Raw genomic sequence first — 18,152 nt, forward strand, 5'->3', positions numbered from 1 at the left:
GACACGTTACCGATTCCTTTTAACCGATAGGTCGCTACAACGCGATCAAGGGGATCGCCGACCGTGAATCATCAAGCGCTTGCGTCATTTATTTGGTCTGTCGCGGACCTGCTGCGTGGGGACTACCGGCAATCCGAATATGGGCGCGTGATCTTACCGTTTACGGTGCTGCGTCGCCTCGACTGCGTGCTGCAACCGACTAAGGATGCCGTGCTCACCGAACTTGCTGTCAAGCAAGCCGCTGGGCTGAACCCTGAACCGTTCCTGCTGCGGAAGGCCGAGCAGGGCTTCTACAACATTGATCCACTCGACCTCAGCAAGCTGATGGGCGATCAGGATAACATCCGCGCCAACCTCGTCCGCTATGTCGAGGGATTCTCCCCTGCGGTGCGCGACATCTTCGAGCAGTTTGAGTTCCACGCCCAGATCGACCGGCTCGCTAAGACCGGGCTGCTTTATCAGGTGACGGAGAAGTTTGCGGGCATCGACCTTCATCCAGACCGGGTAGACAACGCCGCAATGGGCGGCGTGTTCGAGGAACTCATCCGCAAGTTCGCCGAAATCTCCAATGAGACGGCGGGTGAGCACTTCACGCCGCGTGAGGTGATCCGCCTTATGGTCAACCTGCTGTTCGTTGAGGACGACGACGCACTAACAAAGCCGGGGATCGTGCGCGAGATATACGATCCAACCGCAGGAACTGGCGGAATGTTGTCCATCGCCGGAGAGCACCTCGCTGCTCACAACCCTAATGCCATTCTCGCGATGTATGGGCAGGAACTGAACCCCGAATCCTATGCGATTTGCAAGGCCGACATGCTCATCAAGGGGCAGGCGATCGAGAACATTGCCCCCGGCAACACGCTGTCGGAGGAGGGCCATCCGGGTCGCACCTTTGACTACATGCTCAGCAACCCACCCTTCGGCGTCGAGTGGAAGAAGGTCGAGAAGCAGGTCCGCGCCGAGCATGAGCAGAAGGGGTATGACGGTCGCTTCGGCCCCGGTCTGCCGCGCGTGTCGGATGGCTCACTGCTGTTCCTAATGCACCTGCTGTCGAAGATGCGCCCGCTCAATGAGGGCGGATGCCGCTTCGGCATCGTTCTCAATGGCTCGCCCCTCTTCACGGGCGGGGCGGGCAGCGGGGAGAGCGAAATCCGCCGCTATGTGCTGGAGAACGACCTCGTTGAGGCGATCGTCGCGTTGCCCACCGACATGTTCTACAACACCGGCATCTCGACCTATGTCTGGATCATCAGCAACCGGAAGCCCGAGGCTCGCCGGGGCAAGGTCCAGTTGATCGACGCCACCTCGATGTGGCGCAAGATGCGCAAATCCTTGGGCTCGAAGCGCAAGGAAATGTCCGACGAGCAGATCGCGACCGTCACCAAGCTATTCGGCGGGTTCACTGAGGCGCGGCTTGCCACCAGCTTTGACGCGGACGGTAAGGAGATCGGCCGTGGTGTGGTGATTGAGGGCGAGCCGGTGCCCCCAGCGCCCGAGGGCGGCAAGGTGAAGCTCGCACCGCTGTCGCGTATCTTCCCGAACAGCGCCTTCGGCTTCCGCACCATCACCGTCGAGCGCCCACTCCGCGATGACGCTGGCAAGATCGTGCTGGGCCAGCGTGGCAAAACCAAGAGCAAGCCGCAGGCGGACAGCGCCCTGCGCGAGACCGAGAATGTGCCGCTCAGTGAGAATGTAGAGGCCTACTTCGCACGCGAGGTGCTGCCACATGCACCTGATGCGTGGATCGACCATGAGAAGACCAAGACGGGCTATGAAATCCCGTTCACCCGCCACTTCTATGTGTTCGAGCAGCCGCGCCCACTGGCTGAGATCGACGCCGATCTTGAGGCCGTCACTGATCGCATCAAGGGCATGCTTGAAGGGCTGGCGGCGTGATCGGACCCGACCTTGTTGCGGCCTTGGACGCGCTCCTCGACGATCATCCTTCCGTGAATGTCTCGGCGAAGGGCCACGCGGCGCACGCAAACCGGTATGTTGCGCTGAACGGCTGTCCAATCGCAACCGAGCCCAAGCGGACGAACACCGCCAATCTTTGGGTCCGCGCGGACTCAACGCGGCGTCAGAACCTCGCCGACATCGAGCATCGGCTCTTCGACCACGGCGGCTTCGATGTGAGCAAGCCCAACCACAACCTGTTCGGTGAGCCTGCGTTCAACGACTGCGACCTCATCCGCTACCAGCCTCGTGACTTGTGGCAGGCGATCAGAGTGATCCTTGAAGTTGCCGGTGCGGGGCAAGTCGCGTGAGCATTGCTACCTATCCATCTACTCGGGATAGCGGTATTCTTTGGCTCGGCGATGTGCCTTCCCACTGGGAAGTGCGCCCCCTCAAGCATCTGATCTCATTGCGCAGCGGGGGAACGCCGAGCAAGGCGCGTGATGATTTTTGGGAAGGGTCAGTTCCTTGGGCCTCCGCAAAAGACCTCAAAAGTGCGCGACTCAGCGACACTGCTGACCACCTCACCGATTTGGCGATCGCCGAAGGTGGCGTGGAACTCAATCCAACTGGATCAATCCTGATCCTCGTTCGTGGGATGATGTTGGCGCGAGCCTTCCCCGTGGTCGAGACGCTGGTGCCTATGGCGATCAATCAAGACTTGAAGGCGGTCAATCCCAAGCCGGGGATGACAAGCTCCTTCCTTGCATGGACTTTGCGTGGAACCGCGCGGGAGTCCCTCGATCGCTGCTCAGAAGCGGGTCACGGAACGAAAGCACTGCGTATGGAAGACTGGCTAACGATGCCTTTTCCAGCGCCGCCCTCGGAAGAGCAGGTTTCCATCGCCGCCTTTCTCGACCGTGAGACCGGCAAGATCGACGCACTCATCGAGGAGCAGCGGTGCTTGATCGCGCTGCTGAAGGAGAAGCGTCAAGCCGTCGTCTCCCACGGCGTCACCAAGGGCCTCAATCCTGACGCGCCGGTGAAGGACAGCGGCATCGAATGGCTCGGCGACATCCCCGCGCATTGGGAAGCGCGAAAACTGACCGCCGTTGCGCGACTTGAAAGCGGACATACGCCCAGTCGTCAGCGCCCCGAATACTGGGTCGAAGAGGACTGCGTTATCCCTTGGTTCACGCTTGCAGATGTGAACCAACTCAGGAGTGGACGCTTCCCAAGAATATCGGGCACAACGCAGCGCATCAGTGAACTCGGCATGGCGAACTCGGCTGCTCGCCTGCTTCCGGCAGGCACTGTAATCTTATCACGCACAGCTTCCGTGGGTTTTTCAGGAATAGCCGAGATTGATCTCGCGGTTTCGCAGGACTTCGCCGCTTGGGTTTGCGAAGGGAGGCTGAACGCAGCTTTTCTACTGATCGTTCTACAGGCCATGCGTCCAGAGTTCGCGCGCTTGATGATGGGGTCAACTCATCAGACCATCTACATGCCCGATATCGAAGCATTCAAGATTCCGCTGCCTCCTGAAGCTGAGCAAGCACAGATCATCGATCATGTAGCAACCGCGTTGACCTCCATCGACGCGCTCACAGACGCTTGTGAGGCGGCTATAGGGCTTCTCCATGAACGTCGAGCGGCCCTCATCTCCGCAGCCGTCACTGGCAAGATCGATGTCCGCGAATCCGCCAAGATTCTACAGTTCCCAATTGATCGCGCGCGGGCTCGCCGCTTCGTCGCGACTGAGATTATTGAGCGCTTGGCGCATCAGACGACTTTCGGGCGCACCAAACTACAGAAGGTCGCCTACCTCGCCGAGGCTCACGCGAACATAACCGAACTGGCCGGTTGCTACCTCCGCATGCCTTACGGTCCTTTGGACCAACCCATGATGGATGAGATTGAAGCAGCGGGTGGCGATACCGGTATCTTGGTGGACGACAAGCACGACGGCACCATGGTGCGCTATCGTCCTACGGGAAAAAAGGGGGAACATGCCGCCGATCTGCGCAAGTGGCTCGGTGAGGAACGCTTCAACAAGCTTGACCACCTCATCATGGCGCTCTCCGATCTTAAGACCCACGCCGCTGAGGCCATCGCGACCCTCTACGCGGTCTGGAACGATGCTCTGATTGAGGGAAAGTCGTTCACTGACGAGGAGATCATTTCGGCGTTCTTCGGCTGGCACCCCAAGAAGGGCGATAACTTTCGCGCCGATGAGCTTCCACATTGGCTCGACTGGATGCGTCGGCACGGCATTATCCCCACCGGCTCAGGCCCCAAAACCATAAGCAAAATGGGTGCATTGCTGTGAGCCCACCGGTCGGCCGCTCCTTGGAGCTTTATTATATCGACGGTCGCCCGGACGGCATGGTCACGGCTGAGTTGTTTAACTGGACCGGCCATGTGCTGATGTTCCCGCGCACGCAGTTGAGCGGTGCTCTGGCGCGCGTCGAGGCGGGCTATGCAGGCGTATACATGCTGCTCGGCGATCAGGATGGCGAACCGCTCGCATATATCGGTGAAGGCGAGGACATAGGCGCTCGCATCCGCCAGCACGACGTGAAGAAGGAGTGGTGGACCAGCGCGGTGCTGGTGACGGCATCAGCCAACAAGCTCAACAAGGCGCATGTCCGCTACCTCGAAGCACGGCTTATCAGGCACGCCAAAAGCATCGGCCACACGCCGCTCGACAATCTCACCGCACCGGTGCTGCCGATCCTCAGTGAGGCTGACATCGCCAAGATGGAGGCATTCCTCGAAAACCTGCTAATCGTTCTTCCAGCGGTGCGCGTGGATATGTTTATCCAGCGCGCCCGGTCGGCACGGCCGACCGCATCCACCGCGCCGGTGCGGACGATCACTGACTCGCCGCAAATCGTCACTGGCGGCACGCGCTTCGTCATGGAGTCACGCAAGCACGGCCTGCGCGCCACAGCCGTGCTCACTGACGGCGAATTCGTCGTTGAGGTCGGGTCGATGAGCAGGCTCGAATGGACTGGCCTCGACCACCATACCTATGCCTCCCTGTATGCCGAGCTTCGCCGATCAGGCGTCCTCGCTGAGCAAATTGGGCATTGCCTGTTCACGCAGGATTACGCCTTCCGCAGCCCAAGCGCCGCAGCGGCGGCGGTGAACGGCAGGGCATCCAACGGCCAGACCGACTGGCGCACGGCTGATGGTGGGCTGACCTATAAGGACTGGGAGGCCCATCAGGTCGCAAACCCAGTGGAAGCAGCCTGATGCCGGTCTTTAAGGTCAATGATGGGAAGCTGACCGCCGCGAACGCCACCAGCTTTCACATTGAGGGGCTGCGCGAGCGTCAGGACATCCGGCGTATGCTGCGCGAGCAGATCGCGATTCTCGGCGAAGACCTGTTCGTGCTGTCAGACGGGTATGGCGCTTGGATAGACAGCAATCGTCGCATCGATCTCATGTGCGTCGGGGCGCTTATCGAGGGCGGCTATCGCTCCGACCGTGGCGACTGGCCGAGGGTGCAGCAGGTCCTCTTGGATGCGATACTGAGGCTTGAGCGGGTGATCAAACCGCACCTCAATAAGCTGAAACAGGGGTGAAGCGGTGAGTATCCATAAGGAAGTCCGCTTCGAGGACGAAATCTGCGGCCACCTCGGCGCGCATGGCTGGCTCTACGATCCCAGCGGCGCGGCACTCTACGACCGCGCTCGCGCGCTATTTCCGCCCGACCTCATCGCATGGGTTCAGCAGACTCAGCCGAAGGCATGGGAGTCACTGAGCCGCAGCCACGGCATAGGCGCTGAGGGTGCGCTGCTCGATCGCGTCCGCAAGCAGATCGACGATCGCGGCACCCTCGACGTGATCCGCCATGGCGTTGAAATGGTGGGCGTGCGCAGCATGATCCAGATGGCGCAGTTTAAGCCTGCCATGGGCGTGAACCCGGACATCATCGCCGCCTATCAGGCGAACCGGCTGAGAGTCGTTCGCCAGCTTCGCTACTCGACCGCGAACGAGAATTGCATCGATCTGGGGCTGTTCCTTAATGGCCTTCCCGTTGCGACGGTCGAACTCAAGACCGACTTCACCCAGTCGATCGCCGACGCTATCGACCAGTATCGGTTCGACCGCCTGCCCCGGCCAAAGGGCCAGAACGCCGAGCCGCTGCTCACCTTCCCGAGCGGCGCGCTTGTCCACTTCGCGGTGAGCAACAGCGAAGTTCATATGACGACAAAGCTCGCGGGAGCCGCGACCCGCTTTCTTCCCTTCAACAAGGGTAACGAAGGCGGCGCTGGCAACCCGCTCAATGAGCACGGGCACCGCACGGCTTACCTCTGGGAGGAGGTATGGGAGCGGGAAAGCTGGTTGGAGATCATCGGCCGCTATCTCGTTGCTCAGCACGACGCGAAGCGCGCAATCAGCGGCATCATCTTCCCCCGCTACCATCAGCTTGACGCAACACGGAAGCTGCGCGCTGCCGTTCGCGCCGAGGGCGCAGGCGGCAAATACCTGATCCAGCATTCTGCGGGCAGTGGCAAAACCAACTCGATCGCGTGGGCTGCACACTTCCTCGCTGACCTCCACACTAAGGCGGACGAGAAGCTGTTCTCGACCGTGATCGTCGTCTCTGACCGAAATGTCATCGACGCCCAGCTTCAGGACGCGCTCTTCGGCTTCGAGCGCACAACGGGGGTCGTAGCGACGATCCGCAGTGAGGGCGGAGCCAAGAGCGGCCAGCTTGCCGAGGCCCTCGCGCAGGGCAAAAAGATCATTGTCTGCACCATCCAGACCTTCCCCTTCGCACTAGCCGCCGTGCGCGACCTTGCCGCCACTGATGGCAAGCGCTTCGCGGTCATCGCCGATGAAGCACATAGTTCGCAGAGCGGTGAGGCTGCAAAGAAGCTCAAGGAGCTTCTCTCGGCTGAGGAGATAGCCGACCTTCAGGATGGCGGCGAGATCGGCAATGAGGACATCCTCGCGGCTCAGATGGCGGCGCGCGTCGGTGAGTGCGGGATCACCTATGTTGCCTTCACCGCCACGCCGAAAGCCAAGACGCTCGAACTATTCGGGCGCAGGCCACAGCCGGATCAGCCACCCGGCTCCGACAATCTGCCGTCCGCCTTCCATGTCTACTCAATGAGGCAGGCGATCGAGGAGGGCTTCATCCTCGACGTGCTCAAGAACTACACGCCATATAGGCTCGCCTTCCGCCTCGCCAATGAGGGGCAGGAATGGGATGAACGGCAAGTTGAGCGCAGCACGGCGCTGAAAGGCATCATGCGCTGGGTGCGCCTTCACCCCTACAACATCGCCCAAAAGGTGCAGATCGTCGTCGAGCACTTCCGCGAAAACGTGCAGCCGCTGCTCGGCGGCAAGGCTAAGGCGATGGTGGTGCTGGGGAGCCGCGTTGAGGCGGTGCGTTGGAAACTGGCGATCGACGGCTACATCAAGTCGCAGGGATATGGTCTTGGGACACTCGTCGCCTTCTCCGGTGAGGTAAATGATCATGAGTCGAGCAGCGGATCGTTCACTGAGGGCAGCGCCACGCTCAACCCCGGAATGAAGGGTCGCGATATCCGCGATGCCTTCGCGGCCGAGGAGTTCCACCTTCTGCTCGTCGCCAACAAGTTTCAGACCGGCTTCGATCAGCCGCTGCTCTGCGGAATGTATGTTGATCGGCGGCTCGCAGGCATTCAGGCGGTGCAGACGCTCTCGCGCCTCAACCGGGCGCATCCGGGCAAGGACACCACCTATGTCCTCGACTTCGTGAACTCGTCCGACGACATCCTCGCAGCCTTCCGCACCTACTATGACACCGCCGAGCTTGAGGGCGTCACTGACCCCAACATTGTGCTCGACCTCAAGGCCAAACTGGACGCCAGCGGCCACTACGACAGTTTCGAAGTCGATCGCGTCGCAGCGGTGGAGATGGACCCGCACGCCAAGCAGAGCGACCTCATCGCCGCGATCGAGCCTGTCGCTGACCGGCTGCTGAGGCGGTTTAGGGCTGCGCAGGATCGTCTGCTGACCGCGCGCGAGCGGAACGATGAGGGGGCTACGGGCGACGCACAGGACGAGATCAATGCCCTGATTCTGTTCAAGAACGACATGTCCGCTTATCAGCGCTTGTATAGCTTTCTGTCCCAGATATTCGATTTCGGCACGACGCCGGTTGAGAAGCGGTTCATGTTCTACAAGCGTCTCGTGCCGCTGCTGGAGTTTGGGCGGGAGCGCGAAGGAGTCGATCTGTCCAAGGTCGTTCTTACGCACCACACGCTCAAGAACGAAGGCGAGCGCCGCCTGAATGTTGCGGAAGGCGAGGAGAGAAAGCTTGGGCCTATGACCGGCGCGGGGTCAGGCTCGGTGCAGGAGAAGGAAAAGGCACTTCTCGCTGAGATCATTGAGCGGGTTAACGACCTATTCGGTGCCGACACGACGGACGGCGACCAACTAAGCTATGTCACCACGCTGCGCGACAAGATGCTGGAATCCGACGCACTGGTGACTCAGGCTGCGAACAACACCAAGGCGCAGTTCGACAACTCACCGACGCTCAGAGACGAGTTGATGAATGCAATTATCGAGGCGTTCGAGGCACATTCGTCATTGAGCAAACAAGCGCTCGATTCGTCGAAGGTGCGTAATGGCCTAAAAGAAATTCTGTTGGGACCCGCCCAACTCTACGAATCGCTAAGGGGAAGGGCACATGAGAGCGCAGCCTCACTGTAATGACCTCTTTATGGCTTCATCCGGCCTTATTGAGCGCCAACGTCGGCATTGTTCACGAGCAAAGCATATAGGCCGCTGCGAATCACCATGGTTCAACAGATTTGAACAAGGCCCAACCTCGATCAAAAAACCTGATTTTCGATGTCAGGTTTTTTGATTGAACTTTGGTCTCGCGGTCCGCGCCAGTCGTCTCTCTCGTAAGCTCACTCAGGCCGATGTCGCAACGCTGGCGGGCGTTAGTCGGCAGGCGATTGTCTTGCTCGAAAGCAACAGGGGGAGAGTTTCGACGCTTCTCGCTGCGCAGCCCCACGCCCCAATTCAGATGACAGGACTGCCTGCCGGTCAGACGTATGGAGAGCGAGTTCGGTCAGCGCGCGGTGAACGATCGATTAGTCAGATCGCGGCGCTCGCAGGCGTCACAGCAAACACTGTTAGGGCAATCGAAGCGAATGGAGGAACCGTAACCTCGCTCTCGCAGATCGGACTGGCAGTTTCACCGCAAGCTACGGTCGAGCCGAACATTCATAAGCCGCGTGTTTGGAAGACAGTTCATGGGAAAACCAATCCCAACAGAGCTATTGCGGACTATTACGCGACACCCGCTCCGATTGCCCGCCTTCTACTGGACCATGAGGCATTCGAGGGGAGCATATTGGAACCGTGTGTTGGCGAAGCGCGTGTCATCGAAACCGTTTTGCGGGAACGCGGCTATGTTGATTTGCACTTCTTCGACCTCATGGGGACAGGCGATGAACGACGTGACTTCTTTGATATCACCGAGAGCTATGACACGATCGTGACGAACCCGCCGTTCAATCGGCACGTCGATTTCGTTCTCCATGCCAAGAGGATTGCGACAAAGAAGATCGCGTTGCTGCTCCCCCTTAACTATCTGACGGGGAAGCAGCGGCATTCGGAAATATGGGATGATGACCAATTCCCACTTGCACGTGTTCTCATCATGAACCGGGGTGTCAATTTTTTAACCGATGACCCGTTCGCGGAACGCGTGATGTCATCGCAGTTGTATTGTGGCTGGTTCATTTTTGACCAGAGCCATGTTGGTCCGCCAACCATGACGTGGGTCGATAATCACGCCCTGATCGCACGCCGGTAATCGGTGGAACGCAAATCGGTAGCCCGATAGAGCGCTACTGAACTCTCGACCAATACACGGGCGGCTCCGCCGCGTTCGAAGTCTGAAGTCTATGGGAAGCGCGACGGCGGATTGCCGAGCGATCAGGAGCAGCGCGACGCCATCGGTTGACAATCCGCCGTCGCCGTCGAGGTGATGGCGTCGCGGAGATCAGTCCAACGCTGTCACAAATGCCAGCCATCGCTGAGAGTTCGGAAGGGTTTCTTCGCCGTTGAGAAAATACGCTTTTGAGCCAACCGGAGCGCTTCCTGACGAGCGTCGAACGACAGAAAATATTTAAATCCTTGGAGGTCAATGGCTGCACAGACTTCCGACCGGAACGGCTCCGGATCGTCATAGGTCGGGAAGGTGCAAAGATACATCGCAAGCGCGGACCGCTCGACACAGTGACCTACGCCAAAGCGCGTATGTAAAACTGTCTGGTTGGGGATCAGATCCTGACTAATCGCAGCAACCCATTCACCATTCTCCGCTGACAGAGCATGAACCCGGCCAATAGCCTCCCGCCATTCAGCGTAAAGGGGGGCGGGATAATCATAGAGTTTGTCAGGGCGGTCTTTGAAAAAGATTTTCCGCAGTTTTTTCGGGGTCCACCCTCCTTTGTGCATATAGCGGTGAACAAGACTGATGCTCCACATCCCACGACCTGATGGTGTGTAACACTCGTCGTTCATGATCCGCGCATATTCGGCGAGCGTCTCGGGTCCGTAGTCTGTCGCAATACTTACCAGCGTCCGCGATACCCTCTCTGCCCTTTCCAGCGCTCTTTCGGATCGAACGGCGCGACTCCTCTTAACGCCAATCTCCCAGTTTGTCGGAGGCTTTCCCATAGCGCGGATATAGCACGGCAAAACGCCGCGTCTCACTAAATGTGTAAAAACGCCGTATGTTCGCTCGGCGTCCCATCAGAGCACGCATACAACAAGACCTCGGCAGCAACCGCCGCCGACGCCTCAATCACCGTTCGTGGAGAGAGGATGTTACGTAATCGAACAATGGACGTGATCATGAGCAAAATAGAATGGACCGAGAAGACGTGGAATCCCGTCGTCGGGTGTCGCAGGGTAAGCGCCGGATGTGACAACTGCTACGCGATAACCGAAGCACATCGGAAGACGACTTTGTTCCCCCACTATGCCGGTATCACAGCGAAGAAAGATGGTTATATCGACTGGAGCGGAAAGTTTTCAGTAGCGCCGGACCATATTTTCGAGAAGCCACTGCGAACGCCAACCCCGACCACGTGGTTCGTCAACTCGATGTCCGACCTCTTTGGTGAGGGCGTGTCGGTCGAGACTATCACGCGGGTATTCGACATCATGGCCTCGACGCCCCACCATCGATATCAGGTGCTCACAAAGCGTCCCAATCGCGCGGTGAAGCTCGCAGGCGCGCTTCCATGGCCGGACAACATCTGGATGGGCGTTAGCATCGAGGACGATCGATACGTCGGACGAGCCGATCTGTTGCGTCGCATCCCTGCTGCTGTGCGGTTCATTTCTGCCGAACCGTTGCTCGGCCCCCTGCTGACCCTCGACCTGACCGACATCCAGTGGATCATCGTCGGTGGGGAGAGTGGACGCTCGCGGAACAAGGTTCGTCCGATGTCGCCGATGTGGGCGCGCGATCTCCGGGACATGGCGCAGCGTTCGAAAACCGCTTTCTTCTTCAAGCAATGGGGCAACTGGGATCAGAACGGCTTCTGGCACCGGAGCAAGGCTGAGGCGGGGCGCTTGCTCGATGGGCGGACGTGGGACGAGATGCCCGGCGACCATGCTCCCGGTTGGGGCTCGGTCGAGGAGTTCCGGGCGAGCCTCAAGCTCGAACATCAAGCTGAGGATGCGCCGCCGTTGATGGATGGAGCGTCGCCGCGAACGGCACTGCGTGAGCCGATCTGGCGCACCCTGCGAACAATGGGCGATCTGGACGGGAAGGCGCTTCGGCAGTGCGTCCTGCCCGCCTTGGGCCTCGATCCCGAGAGCGCGCGGATCGTCAATTATCACGCTTGGGCGCTGGTCGATTTGCAAGCGAGCGGGTTTGTCGAAGCTTATGAAGTTCGCGTTCCGAGTTCGAACGGGCGCACGCGCCTGACGATCCGATACCGCGCCATCAAGCCACGTGTGCGCGTTCGAGCGGAGGCTCGGTCGTGATCGAACTCGGCGCATTTCGCCAGCGGCTAGCCGTGGTCAGGATCAACGATCACCGCAGGTGCGTCGCCCGACCGCGCGCAGGGGACGAGAAGACGATCCTGCCTCCGGGGCAGCACCGGGGCGCTGCGCCACGCCCCCCGCCCATCACCGATGGAGGATCATACCCCCCGCACTGAGGGAGCTCCGCCGAGGCGGCACCACCCCTCCACCTCCTCTCCACCCGCGCCAGCACCAATAAATTGCGTAACTGCGGGGGTTTAGCCTTTCCGTGGAGAGGTGGAGGCTTGTTCTTTTATAAACAACAATTCTTGGAAAACGAGGAATAAGTCGCTTCTCTTCGGAAATACGCAAACTCCCGAAGTAAGCCATCACCCCTCCACCTTTAAATATCGAAAGTGCTGACGCGCTCCGAAACTAAATACATCGCGGTTGAGAACAGCGACTTGCAAACGGAAAACCGAATACTCGGCAGTGTATTTTGATAAATACACGGTCGGAAGTTCGACGTTGTTCCGGGGTCTTGGTGCTGTTCTCACCAAGACCCCACCTGAACAACGAAGGAACAACATGACTACCGAAATCACAAAACAGGAGGCTCACGAAAAGTGGGTAGCTCGCGTAACCGAAACCCTCGGCAAAGTCCCCGGATCGGCACTCGAATATGTGACCCTCGCAGCGGAGAAGTTTGCCACAGCGATATCGTATCGCGGATCGATAAGGGTGGAACACCTCAACGGCTTCGCCTCTCCCTACGATTTGGCGCGAGATGTGCGGATTTTGGCTGCAGAATTAAAACTGAAGTTTCCACGCAACGACATCAACGATGCAGTGGATCGCTATATCGTCGATCAGCGGGATTCGGCGTTGCACACCTTGCGCCGCCAGTTCCAGCAGCGGCAGGACTTCGATTGGCACGCAATGGTGCGTGTCTGCTTCGATTGCGGGGAGGTGGGGGAGGACTACATCGTCGCCATCCTCCGGCATCTGGTCTGGCAGGTGCAGCGTAAGATCGCAGGTCGCGCCGCGTATAGTCATCTCATGCCAGTTCTCCACGGACCGCAAGGGTGCGGCAAGACCTTTTGGATCGAACAGTTCGTCTCGCCGCTGAGCGACGTGACGAGCTACGCAGATTTTGGCCAAATCGCCGACGAGCGCATGATCGATCTTTGGCGATCATATGTGATCGTTCTCGACGAGATGGCGAAGGCTGGCAAAGCCGACATCGAGACCGTGAAGCATATCATAACGGCCCCGACACTTGAGCGACGCCCAATGCGGACGAATGCGAGCGTGACTATTACGCAGAACGCAACGCTGATCGGTGCGTCCAATCACCGATTGGCCGAACTGATCCGCGATGAAACCGGCATCCGGCGCTTCGTCGAATTGTTCTACCGCCGCCCGGCAGACCCCGACTACCTTCACACGGTCGATTGGCACGCTGCATGGGCGAGTGTGCAGGCTGAGGACGAAGCGCCCATCCTCGCTGTCGCCGATGTGCTTGCCGAGCAACAGGCCGGATCACGCCACCACGGGCCGGTGGAATACTGGCTGCTGCATATGTCCGATCTCGACCTCAACGAACTCAGCAAGTTGGCTGGCCCGGACGACCTACTTTCCACCCAGCAACTTTACGACGCCTATGTCGAGCACCGTCGAGACGTGACTGCTCAGTTCGATCGTGAGCATCGGTCGCAGCAGGCCTTCGCGATCGAGCTTCATCGGATAACGGATGCGGATGCGGACGCACCGATCAAGAAGGCGCGGACCAAAAAGCGTAACGGTTGGCGCATCACTCAACGATGTGCCCCCGCGTTGAGTTTGGTGCGATGATCGTCTCGTTCTTTTCGTCGGCCTATTCCCGCCATCCGACCGTCATGGAAATGACCCGAGCCGAGTTCTTTGCCATGTGTCGGGACTCGGCAACGGAGCGGCGACAAGTCAGCGATCAGGCTAAGCGCGAGTCGATGATGCTCAGTCCGGCGATATACGACGCGGGCGGCAAACGGAGACTTGCGGATGCCCAAGGCGCAGAGTTCACGGCGCTTGACTTCGATGAGGGAGATTGGACGGTCTTCGCCGCTGCCGCGTGGTGCCGAGCGCACGACCTCGCGCACGTGGTTTATACGACCGCGAAGAGCCGACCGGCGCACCATCGGTTCCGTCTCGTGCTGTTCTTCACACGTCGCCTAGCCGCTAGTGAGTATCGCGCAGCATGGGAGGCAATCGCGAGGATGATGCCCGCCGTCATCGATCCCGCGACCAAAGACATCACTCGCCTGTCGATCGCTCCCTACAAGTGGGAGGGAGCCTTCAACCACCTCGTGGCGGCTGATGGCAGTCCCTTGGACATCGACGATGTGATGCGCCGATTTGCTCCGCCGCCTCCACCGCCGCAACTACCACCTGCTGTTCGAACCCAGCCACTTTCGTCCGCCTATGCGGAAGCTGCGCTGGCGGGTGAAGAAGATCGCGTCCGCAGCGCCCGACCCGGCACGCGTAACGCGACGCTTCACCGTGCGGCCTTTTCCTTAGGCCAACTTGTCGCAGTCGATCTGCTTGAGCGTCGCGTGGTTGAGGATGCGCTGTCCTCTGCGTCCAGCCTACCTTCCTACGAGGCGACGGCTGCTATCCGGGGCGGCATTGAAAGCGGAATGCGCCATCCCCGACGATAGATGTCATGAGGGTAGGATCAATTGCGCATACAGGCCGCTGGAGCATTCATCGCGGAAAAATGCTTCGAAGCCGCGCGAAATGTGCTAATGGGCTCCATGCACCGCGAAACCCGAAAGGCCAGTCACCTCCGAATACGTTAATCGGAGGAATCAATGGCAAAGATCGCGCCCTTTGGGGGCTGGCTGCTCGACCGCTCGGTAGAGATCGACGAGCAGTGTCCGGGATTTTCCGGTCACCTGCATCGCTGCTCAAGCGAACGGCGTCACACCATCGCTGCTTATCTCTCGTGTGATGTTCCAGCGAGGGGACTTATATCGTTGGCCGAAATGGGGAGCTTTCTGACGAGCGCTACCCACGACAGTATCCTTCGTGCAGGATTTGCGTTCGTGCCGGAGGGGTATCGCGGTGCGCTGGGGCGTGGTGACGCTCAACCTTATAGTCGACGCTACTATCGCTACCTGCATTCGCTGATGTCGAGCACTCTGCGTCCGTCTATGACGCGCCTTATCCACCGTCTCTCACGCGTCGATCCATTGAGGCTGAAGATTGCGCGCATTCTTCCTGCCAATCTTCGCCACGTCAATCTCGTCACGGCAATCAAGACTCTGCAGATCGCTCGCGATGTTGCTGACCTTTTCGGACTTCTGCAAGAAGCAGGAGCGGACCGGAAAGCGATGGCGCGGACGCTCGCCAGCGTGGACACGGGTGATCAAATCCGCGCGTGGGCACAGCGTTGGGCGCTCCGTGTGCGTCTGCCGGAACATCCTGCACCACCCGGCGACGGATATCACCCCGTCTGCACGGCGGAGGAATTGAAGCGCCTTTCGGTGCGGCACCGCAACTGCATGCGTAGCTATCTTCCCAATGTGCTTGAGCAAAGGTCAGCGTTTTCCATCGTCGGCGAGGGTAAAGCTTCTGCGGTCGTTCACCTCATTCGCCAGCGTGGCTGCTGGGTCGTCGACGATGTCTACGGGTCAGGTAATTCCACTCCAGACCCCAAGCTCGTCGAGCAAGCGATGTCGCACCTTAGGCCACACGGCATCGTGTCGCGTGATGAGCAGCCTCGACCGCCTCAGCGTTGGGCTCCACTTCGTCGCATCGCGGGGCACTTCGATTACGAACAGGATTGGGAAATGGATTGACGGCCTTACCCGCCAGCTAAATAGATCATCATGATAAACGATTTTGAAAGCCGCGACCTTCCAGCCGAGCATGCTCAATACCTTGCTCGCATCGATCCCATCATCCGTGCCCGACTAATTCGACGCGGGAAGACCCATGCAGAGATTGCGAGATACATCGCTGAAATTCCGAACGAGCACTTTTCCACGAGATTCAGAAGCGTAATTTTCTGATGCCATGAAGAAGGCCTATCACTCACTCCGGCGTCCGGCGGAGTGAATTGCATCGCCGTGCCAGCGTCTTTCTCTCTCTAAATTCTTCTAGATTTGCTGATTCCTGCAAACTCAACGGTTTTGGGATTTCACCCTTTCAGTCAGCCCGCTACGATATCAAGCTGCACGAGATCGGAAAAATGACGTTATGAGTGATATCAATCCCGGCATTCATCCAAACTTTGATATGTCTAAATTTGAGGTGTCGCAGCAGCGTGTGTTGAGAAGGCTTTCGCAGATCACACATGTAACTCGCGATGGGGAGGTGCATCTCGGCAGTGACACTACATATCGCTACGCGCTTGTTCGTCCCCTTGGGCAAATGCGGGGGCTCCTTCATACAGACCGGGAGGTGATGGTTCTATTTTCCGACTTTCCCGAATTTCAGTCTCGGACACTCGATGCCTTCGACAGAATACTTAGCGAAATTAGCGATGAATTTCGGGTTGAGAAAGTAGCTCGTATATTAGTAAGCGATGATCCGTCTGTTGCTACAAAAATTCGGAAACTGTTCGAGAGCAAGCCAGATGCTCCCGTTGTAGTGCCTTTCCATTCAAGCGAGTTGGTTCCTTCAGCGCAGAATCAGAATATCGCGTCCCGTATTCGGGAGTTTACCTTCTCACGAGATTTGTTCTCGATGTCATCTCCACTGCGAGGAGATTTATATTTTTACGGTCGATCAAGCTTAATCAACGAGATATGTTCAAAATTATCGTCGGGCGAGAACTTTGGTCTTTTTGGACTTCGGAGAAGTGGGAAGACTTCAATTGTTCATGGGATAAGTCGAGCGATCAAAGTGCGATCGGGCGATAGCGTCATTGTAGATTGCCAAAGTCCAACGGTTCACCAGCGTAGATGGTTCGAGTTACTTGAACATATCGCAAAGGTCACGAAAGAAAAACTTGGCTCGAAGGCCGTGATATCTAAGTCGGATAAGTATGATGAAAAAGATGCTGCCGATACTTTTCTTCGAGATATGCGCGCAATTAAGAAGAACTCGAAGGTCGGGTTCATTTCCATTCTTTTTGATGAAATCGAGAGAATTAGCTTTGGAACGGCCTCTTCAGATCACTGGAATTCCGATCGCGATTTTTTGCTGTTCTGGCAGGCGATAAGATCAGGCTTTCAAAGCTCATCGTCGCCGTTCTCGTTTTTGATCGTAGGAACCAACCCTAGCGCCGTTGAAAAAATAAAGATCTTCGAAAGTGATAACCCACTTTTCGGCAATGTGGAAAAGCGATTTATTCCGATGTTTACTCCGCTCCAAGTCGATGAAATGGTTGATGATCTCGGCGCAATAATGGGTGTTCACATCGATAGTGAATGTAAAAGTAGGCTTTATGCCGACTTCGGAGGCCATCCCTTTCTAACGCGATATGCGTGTAGCTACATTGCTAATTCGATCGCGGATCGGCCTGTTGAGGTAGACCGGACCGTATACGCTCACGGCGTAAATAGATTTAAGACAGAGTCTAATTCATACGTGGACTCAGTTGTCGGGCTATTGAAGGATGAGTATCCCGAGGAGTTTGAAATGCTGAAATTTCTTGGGGCAGGAGATCAGGATAGTTTCAAGTCTTTTGCCGAGTCGGACCCTACTTTATGCGAACATCTAACCGGATACGGGATTGTCGCTCGGGGAGTTAAGTCGTTCTATTTCCGGATCGGCGTCGTTGAACGGTATTTCGAAAATGCAACAAAGCCGGTAGTATTGCTTGATCAGGGGGGTAGACTTGCCGAGATATCCGCAAGAAGGAACGGCTTGGAGCGGGACTTGCGGGCACTGATCAGTCAGGTATTTCGAATGTCTTTCTCTCAGAAAGATCGCCTTGAAAACGTAGTTTCCAAGGTTTCTCCCTCTCGTCGTCCAGCACTTTCCGCTTATTCATTCTCCGATATTCTTGCAGCTGGTGAGAGTCCGTTATATTTCGACGAACTGAAAACTATCGTATTGGGTCATTGGGATAGGTTCTCAAACATGCTTGAGATGGAGAAGAATGAATTTGAGTATCACATGACAACTATAAATAAATCGCGATCTGATGCCCATGCAAAGGATATCGATGATCAGAAATTCGAAAAGTGGCGAGTTTCGATAGGTGAGATTTCTTCGCGGATCGCTAATTAGTTCATGCGCCCTCAACATTATCCTTAGTGTTT

At 57.7% G+C, this 18,152-nt stretch carries 13 protein-coding genes; 12 read left to right on the forward strand and 1 reads right to left on the reverse strand.

Annotated elements, in window-relative coordinates; genetic code table 11:
• The first annotated feature begins 63 nt into the window (after positions 1-63).
• The 7 genes from C8J45_RS18475 (at position 64) to C8J45_RS19015 (ending at position 9,733) form a co-directional block, all read left to right on the forward strand.
• Positions 64-1,899 (forward strand): class I SAM-dependent DNA methyltransferase, encoded by a 1,836-nt coding sequence (locus tag C8J45_RS18475; RefSeq protein ID WP_107964618.1) that lies wholly within the window; start codon positions 64-66, stop codon positions 1,897-1,899.
• On the forward strand, positions 1,896-2,270 hold the full coding sequence (locus tag C8J45_RS18480; RefSeq protein WP_107964619.1) for a hypothetical protein: 375 nt from the start codon (positions 1,896-1,898) through the stop codon (positions 2,268-2,270). The genes C8J45_RS18475 and C8J45_RS18480 overlap by 4 nt, the downstream gene beginning before the upstream one ends.
• Positions 2,267-4,228 carry a restriction endonuclease subunit S gene (locus C8J45_RS18485; RefSeq protein WP_107964620.1) on the forward strand — a complete coding sequence of 654 codons (1,962 nt, stop codon included), beginning with the start codon at positions 2,267-2,269 and terminating at the stop codon, positions 4,226-4,228. Before C8J45_RS18480 ends, C8J45_RS18485 begins: the two co-directional genes overlap by 4 nt.
• Positions 4,225-5,157, forward strand: a complete 933-nt coding sequence (locus C8J45_RS18490; RefSeq protein WP_107964621.1) for a GIY-YIG nuclease family protein — start codon at positions 4,225-4,227, stop codon at positions 5,155-5,157. The genes C8J45_RS18485 and C8J45_RS18490 overlap by 4 nt, the downstream gene beginning before the upstream one ends.
• Complete coding sequence (locus C8J45_RS19380) at positions 5,157-5,489, forward strand: hypothetical protein (protein ID WP_181321294.1); 333 nt, start codon at positions 5,157-5,159, stop codon at positions 5,487-5,489. Before C8J45_RS18490 ends, C8J45_RS19380 begins: the two co-directional genes overlap by 1 nt.
• A gap of 4 nt (positions 5,490-5,493) precedes the next feature.
• Positions 5,494-8,616, forward strand: coding sequence for a type I restriction endonuclease subunit R (locus C8J45_RS18500; RefSeq protein WP_107964622.1), 3,123 nt, complete (start codon positions 5,494-5,496; stop codon positions 8,614-8,616).
• Positions 8,617-8,773: 157 nt separating this feature from the next.
• Positions 8,774-9,733, forward strand: a complete 960-nt coding sequence (locus C8J45_RS19015) for a helix-turn-helix transcriptional regulator (protein ID WP_146168670.1) — start codon at positions 8,774-8,776, stop codon at positions 9,731-9,733.
• Positions 9,734-9,936: 203 nt separating this feature from the next.
• Here C8J45_RS19015 and C8J45_RS19020 read toward each other — a convergent pair whose 3' ends face one another.
• Positions 9,937-10,446 carry a hypothetical protein gene (locus C8J45_RS19020; RefSeq protein ID WP_146168671.1) on the reverse strand — a complete coding sequence of 170 codons (510 nt, stop codon included), beginning with the start codon at positions 10,444-10,446 and terminating at the stop codon, positions 9,937-9,939.
• Positions 10,447-10,641: 195 nt separating this feature from the next.
• Here C8J45_RS19020 and C8J45_RS18510 point away from each other — a divergent pair, with 195 nt between their 5' ends.
• The 5 genes from C8J45_RS18510 (at position 10,642) to C8J45_RS19030 (ending at position 18,120) form a co-directional block, all read left to right on the forward strand.
• Entirely contained in the window at positions 10,642-11,922 is a 1,281-nt protein-coding gene (locus C8J45_RS18510) for a DUF5131 family protein (RefSeq protein ID WP_258191538.1), read from the forward strand.
• Positions 11,923-12,489: 567 nt separating this feature from the next.
• Positions 12,490-13,755, forward strand: coding sequence for a VapE domain-containing protein (locus tag C8J45_RS18515; RefSeq protein WP_107964624.1), 1,266 nt, complete (start codon positions 12,490-12,492; stop codon positions 13,753-13,755).
• Complete coding sequence (locus C8J45_RS18520; RefSeq protein ID WP_107964625.1) at positions 13,752-14,597, forward strand: hypothetical protein; 846 nt, start codon at positions 13,752-13,754, stop codon at positions 14,595-14,597. The genes C8J45_RS18515 and C8J45_RS18520 overlap by 4 nt, the downstream gene beginning before the upstream one ends.
• 153 nt (positions 14,598-14,750) lie before the next feature.
• Positions 14,751-15,740 carry a hypothetical protein gene (locus C8J45_RS19025; RefSeq protein WP_146168672.1) on the forward strand — a complete coding sequence of 330 codons (990 nt, stop codon included), beginning with the start codon at positions 14,751-14,753 and terminating at the stop codon, positions 15,738-15,740.
• 400 nt (positions 15,741-16,140) lie between these two features.
• Positions 16,141-18,120 (forward strand): ATP-binding protein, encoded by a 1,980-nt coding sequence (locus tag C8J45_RS19030; RefSeq protein ID WP_146168673.1) that lies wholly within the window; start codon positions 16,141-16,143, stop codon positions 18,118-18,120.
• Positions 18,121-18,152: the final 32 nt, after the last annotated feature.

The sequence above is a fragment of the Sphingomonas sp. PP-CE-3G-477 genome (genome assembly GCF_003050745.1).
In the GTDB taxonomy this organism is placed as follows: domain Bacteria; phylum Pseudomonadota; class Alphaproteobacteria; order Sphingomonadales; family Sphingomonadaceae; genus Sphingomonas.

Bases quoted from the DNA above. Each gene is read 5' to 3' on its own strand.
- C8J45_RS18510 (WP_258191538.1), top strand. From the start codon at position 10,642: ATGTGTAAAAACGCCGTATGTTCGCTCGGCGTCCCATCAGAGCACGCA.
- C8J45_RS18520 (WP_107964625.1), top strand. From the start codon at position 13,752: ATGATCGTCTCGTTCTTTTCGTCGGCCTATTCCCGCCATCCGACCGTC.
- C8J45_RS19030 (WP_146168673.1), top strand. From the start codon at position 16,141: ATGAGTGATATCAATCCCGGCATTCATCCAAACTTTGATATGTCTAAA.
- C8J45_RS19020 (WP_146168671.1), bottom strand. From the start codon at position 10,446: ATGAACGACGAGTGTTACACACCATCAGGTCGTGGGATGTGGAGCATC.
- C8J45_RS19025 (WP_146168672.1), top strand. From the start codon at position 14,751: ATGGCAAAGATCGCGCCCTTTGGGGGCTGGCTGCTCGACCGCTCGGTA.
- C8J45_RS18515 (WP_107964624.1), top strand. From the start codon at position 12,490: ATGACTACCGAAATCACAAAACAGGAGGCTCACGAAAAGTGGGTAGCT.
- C8J45_RS19380 (WP_181321294.1), top strand. From the start codon at position 5,157: ATGCCGGTCTTTAAGGTCAATGATGGGAAGCTGACCGCCGCGAACGCC.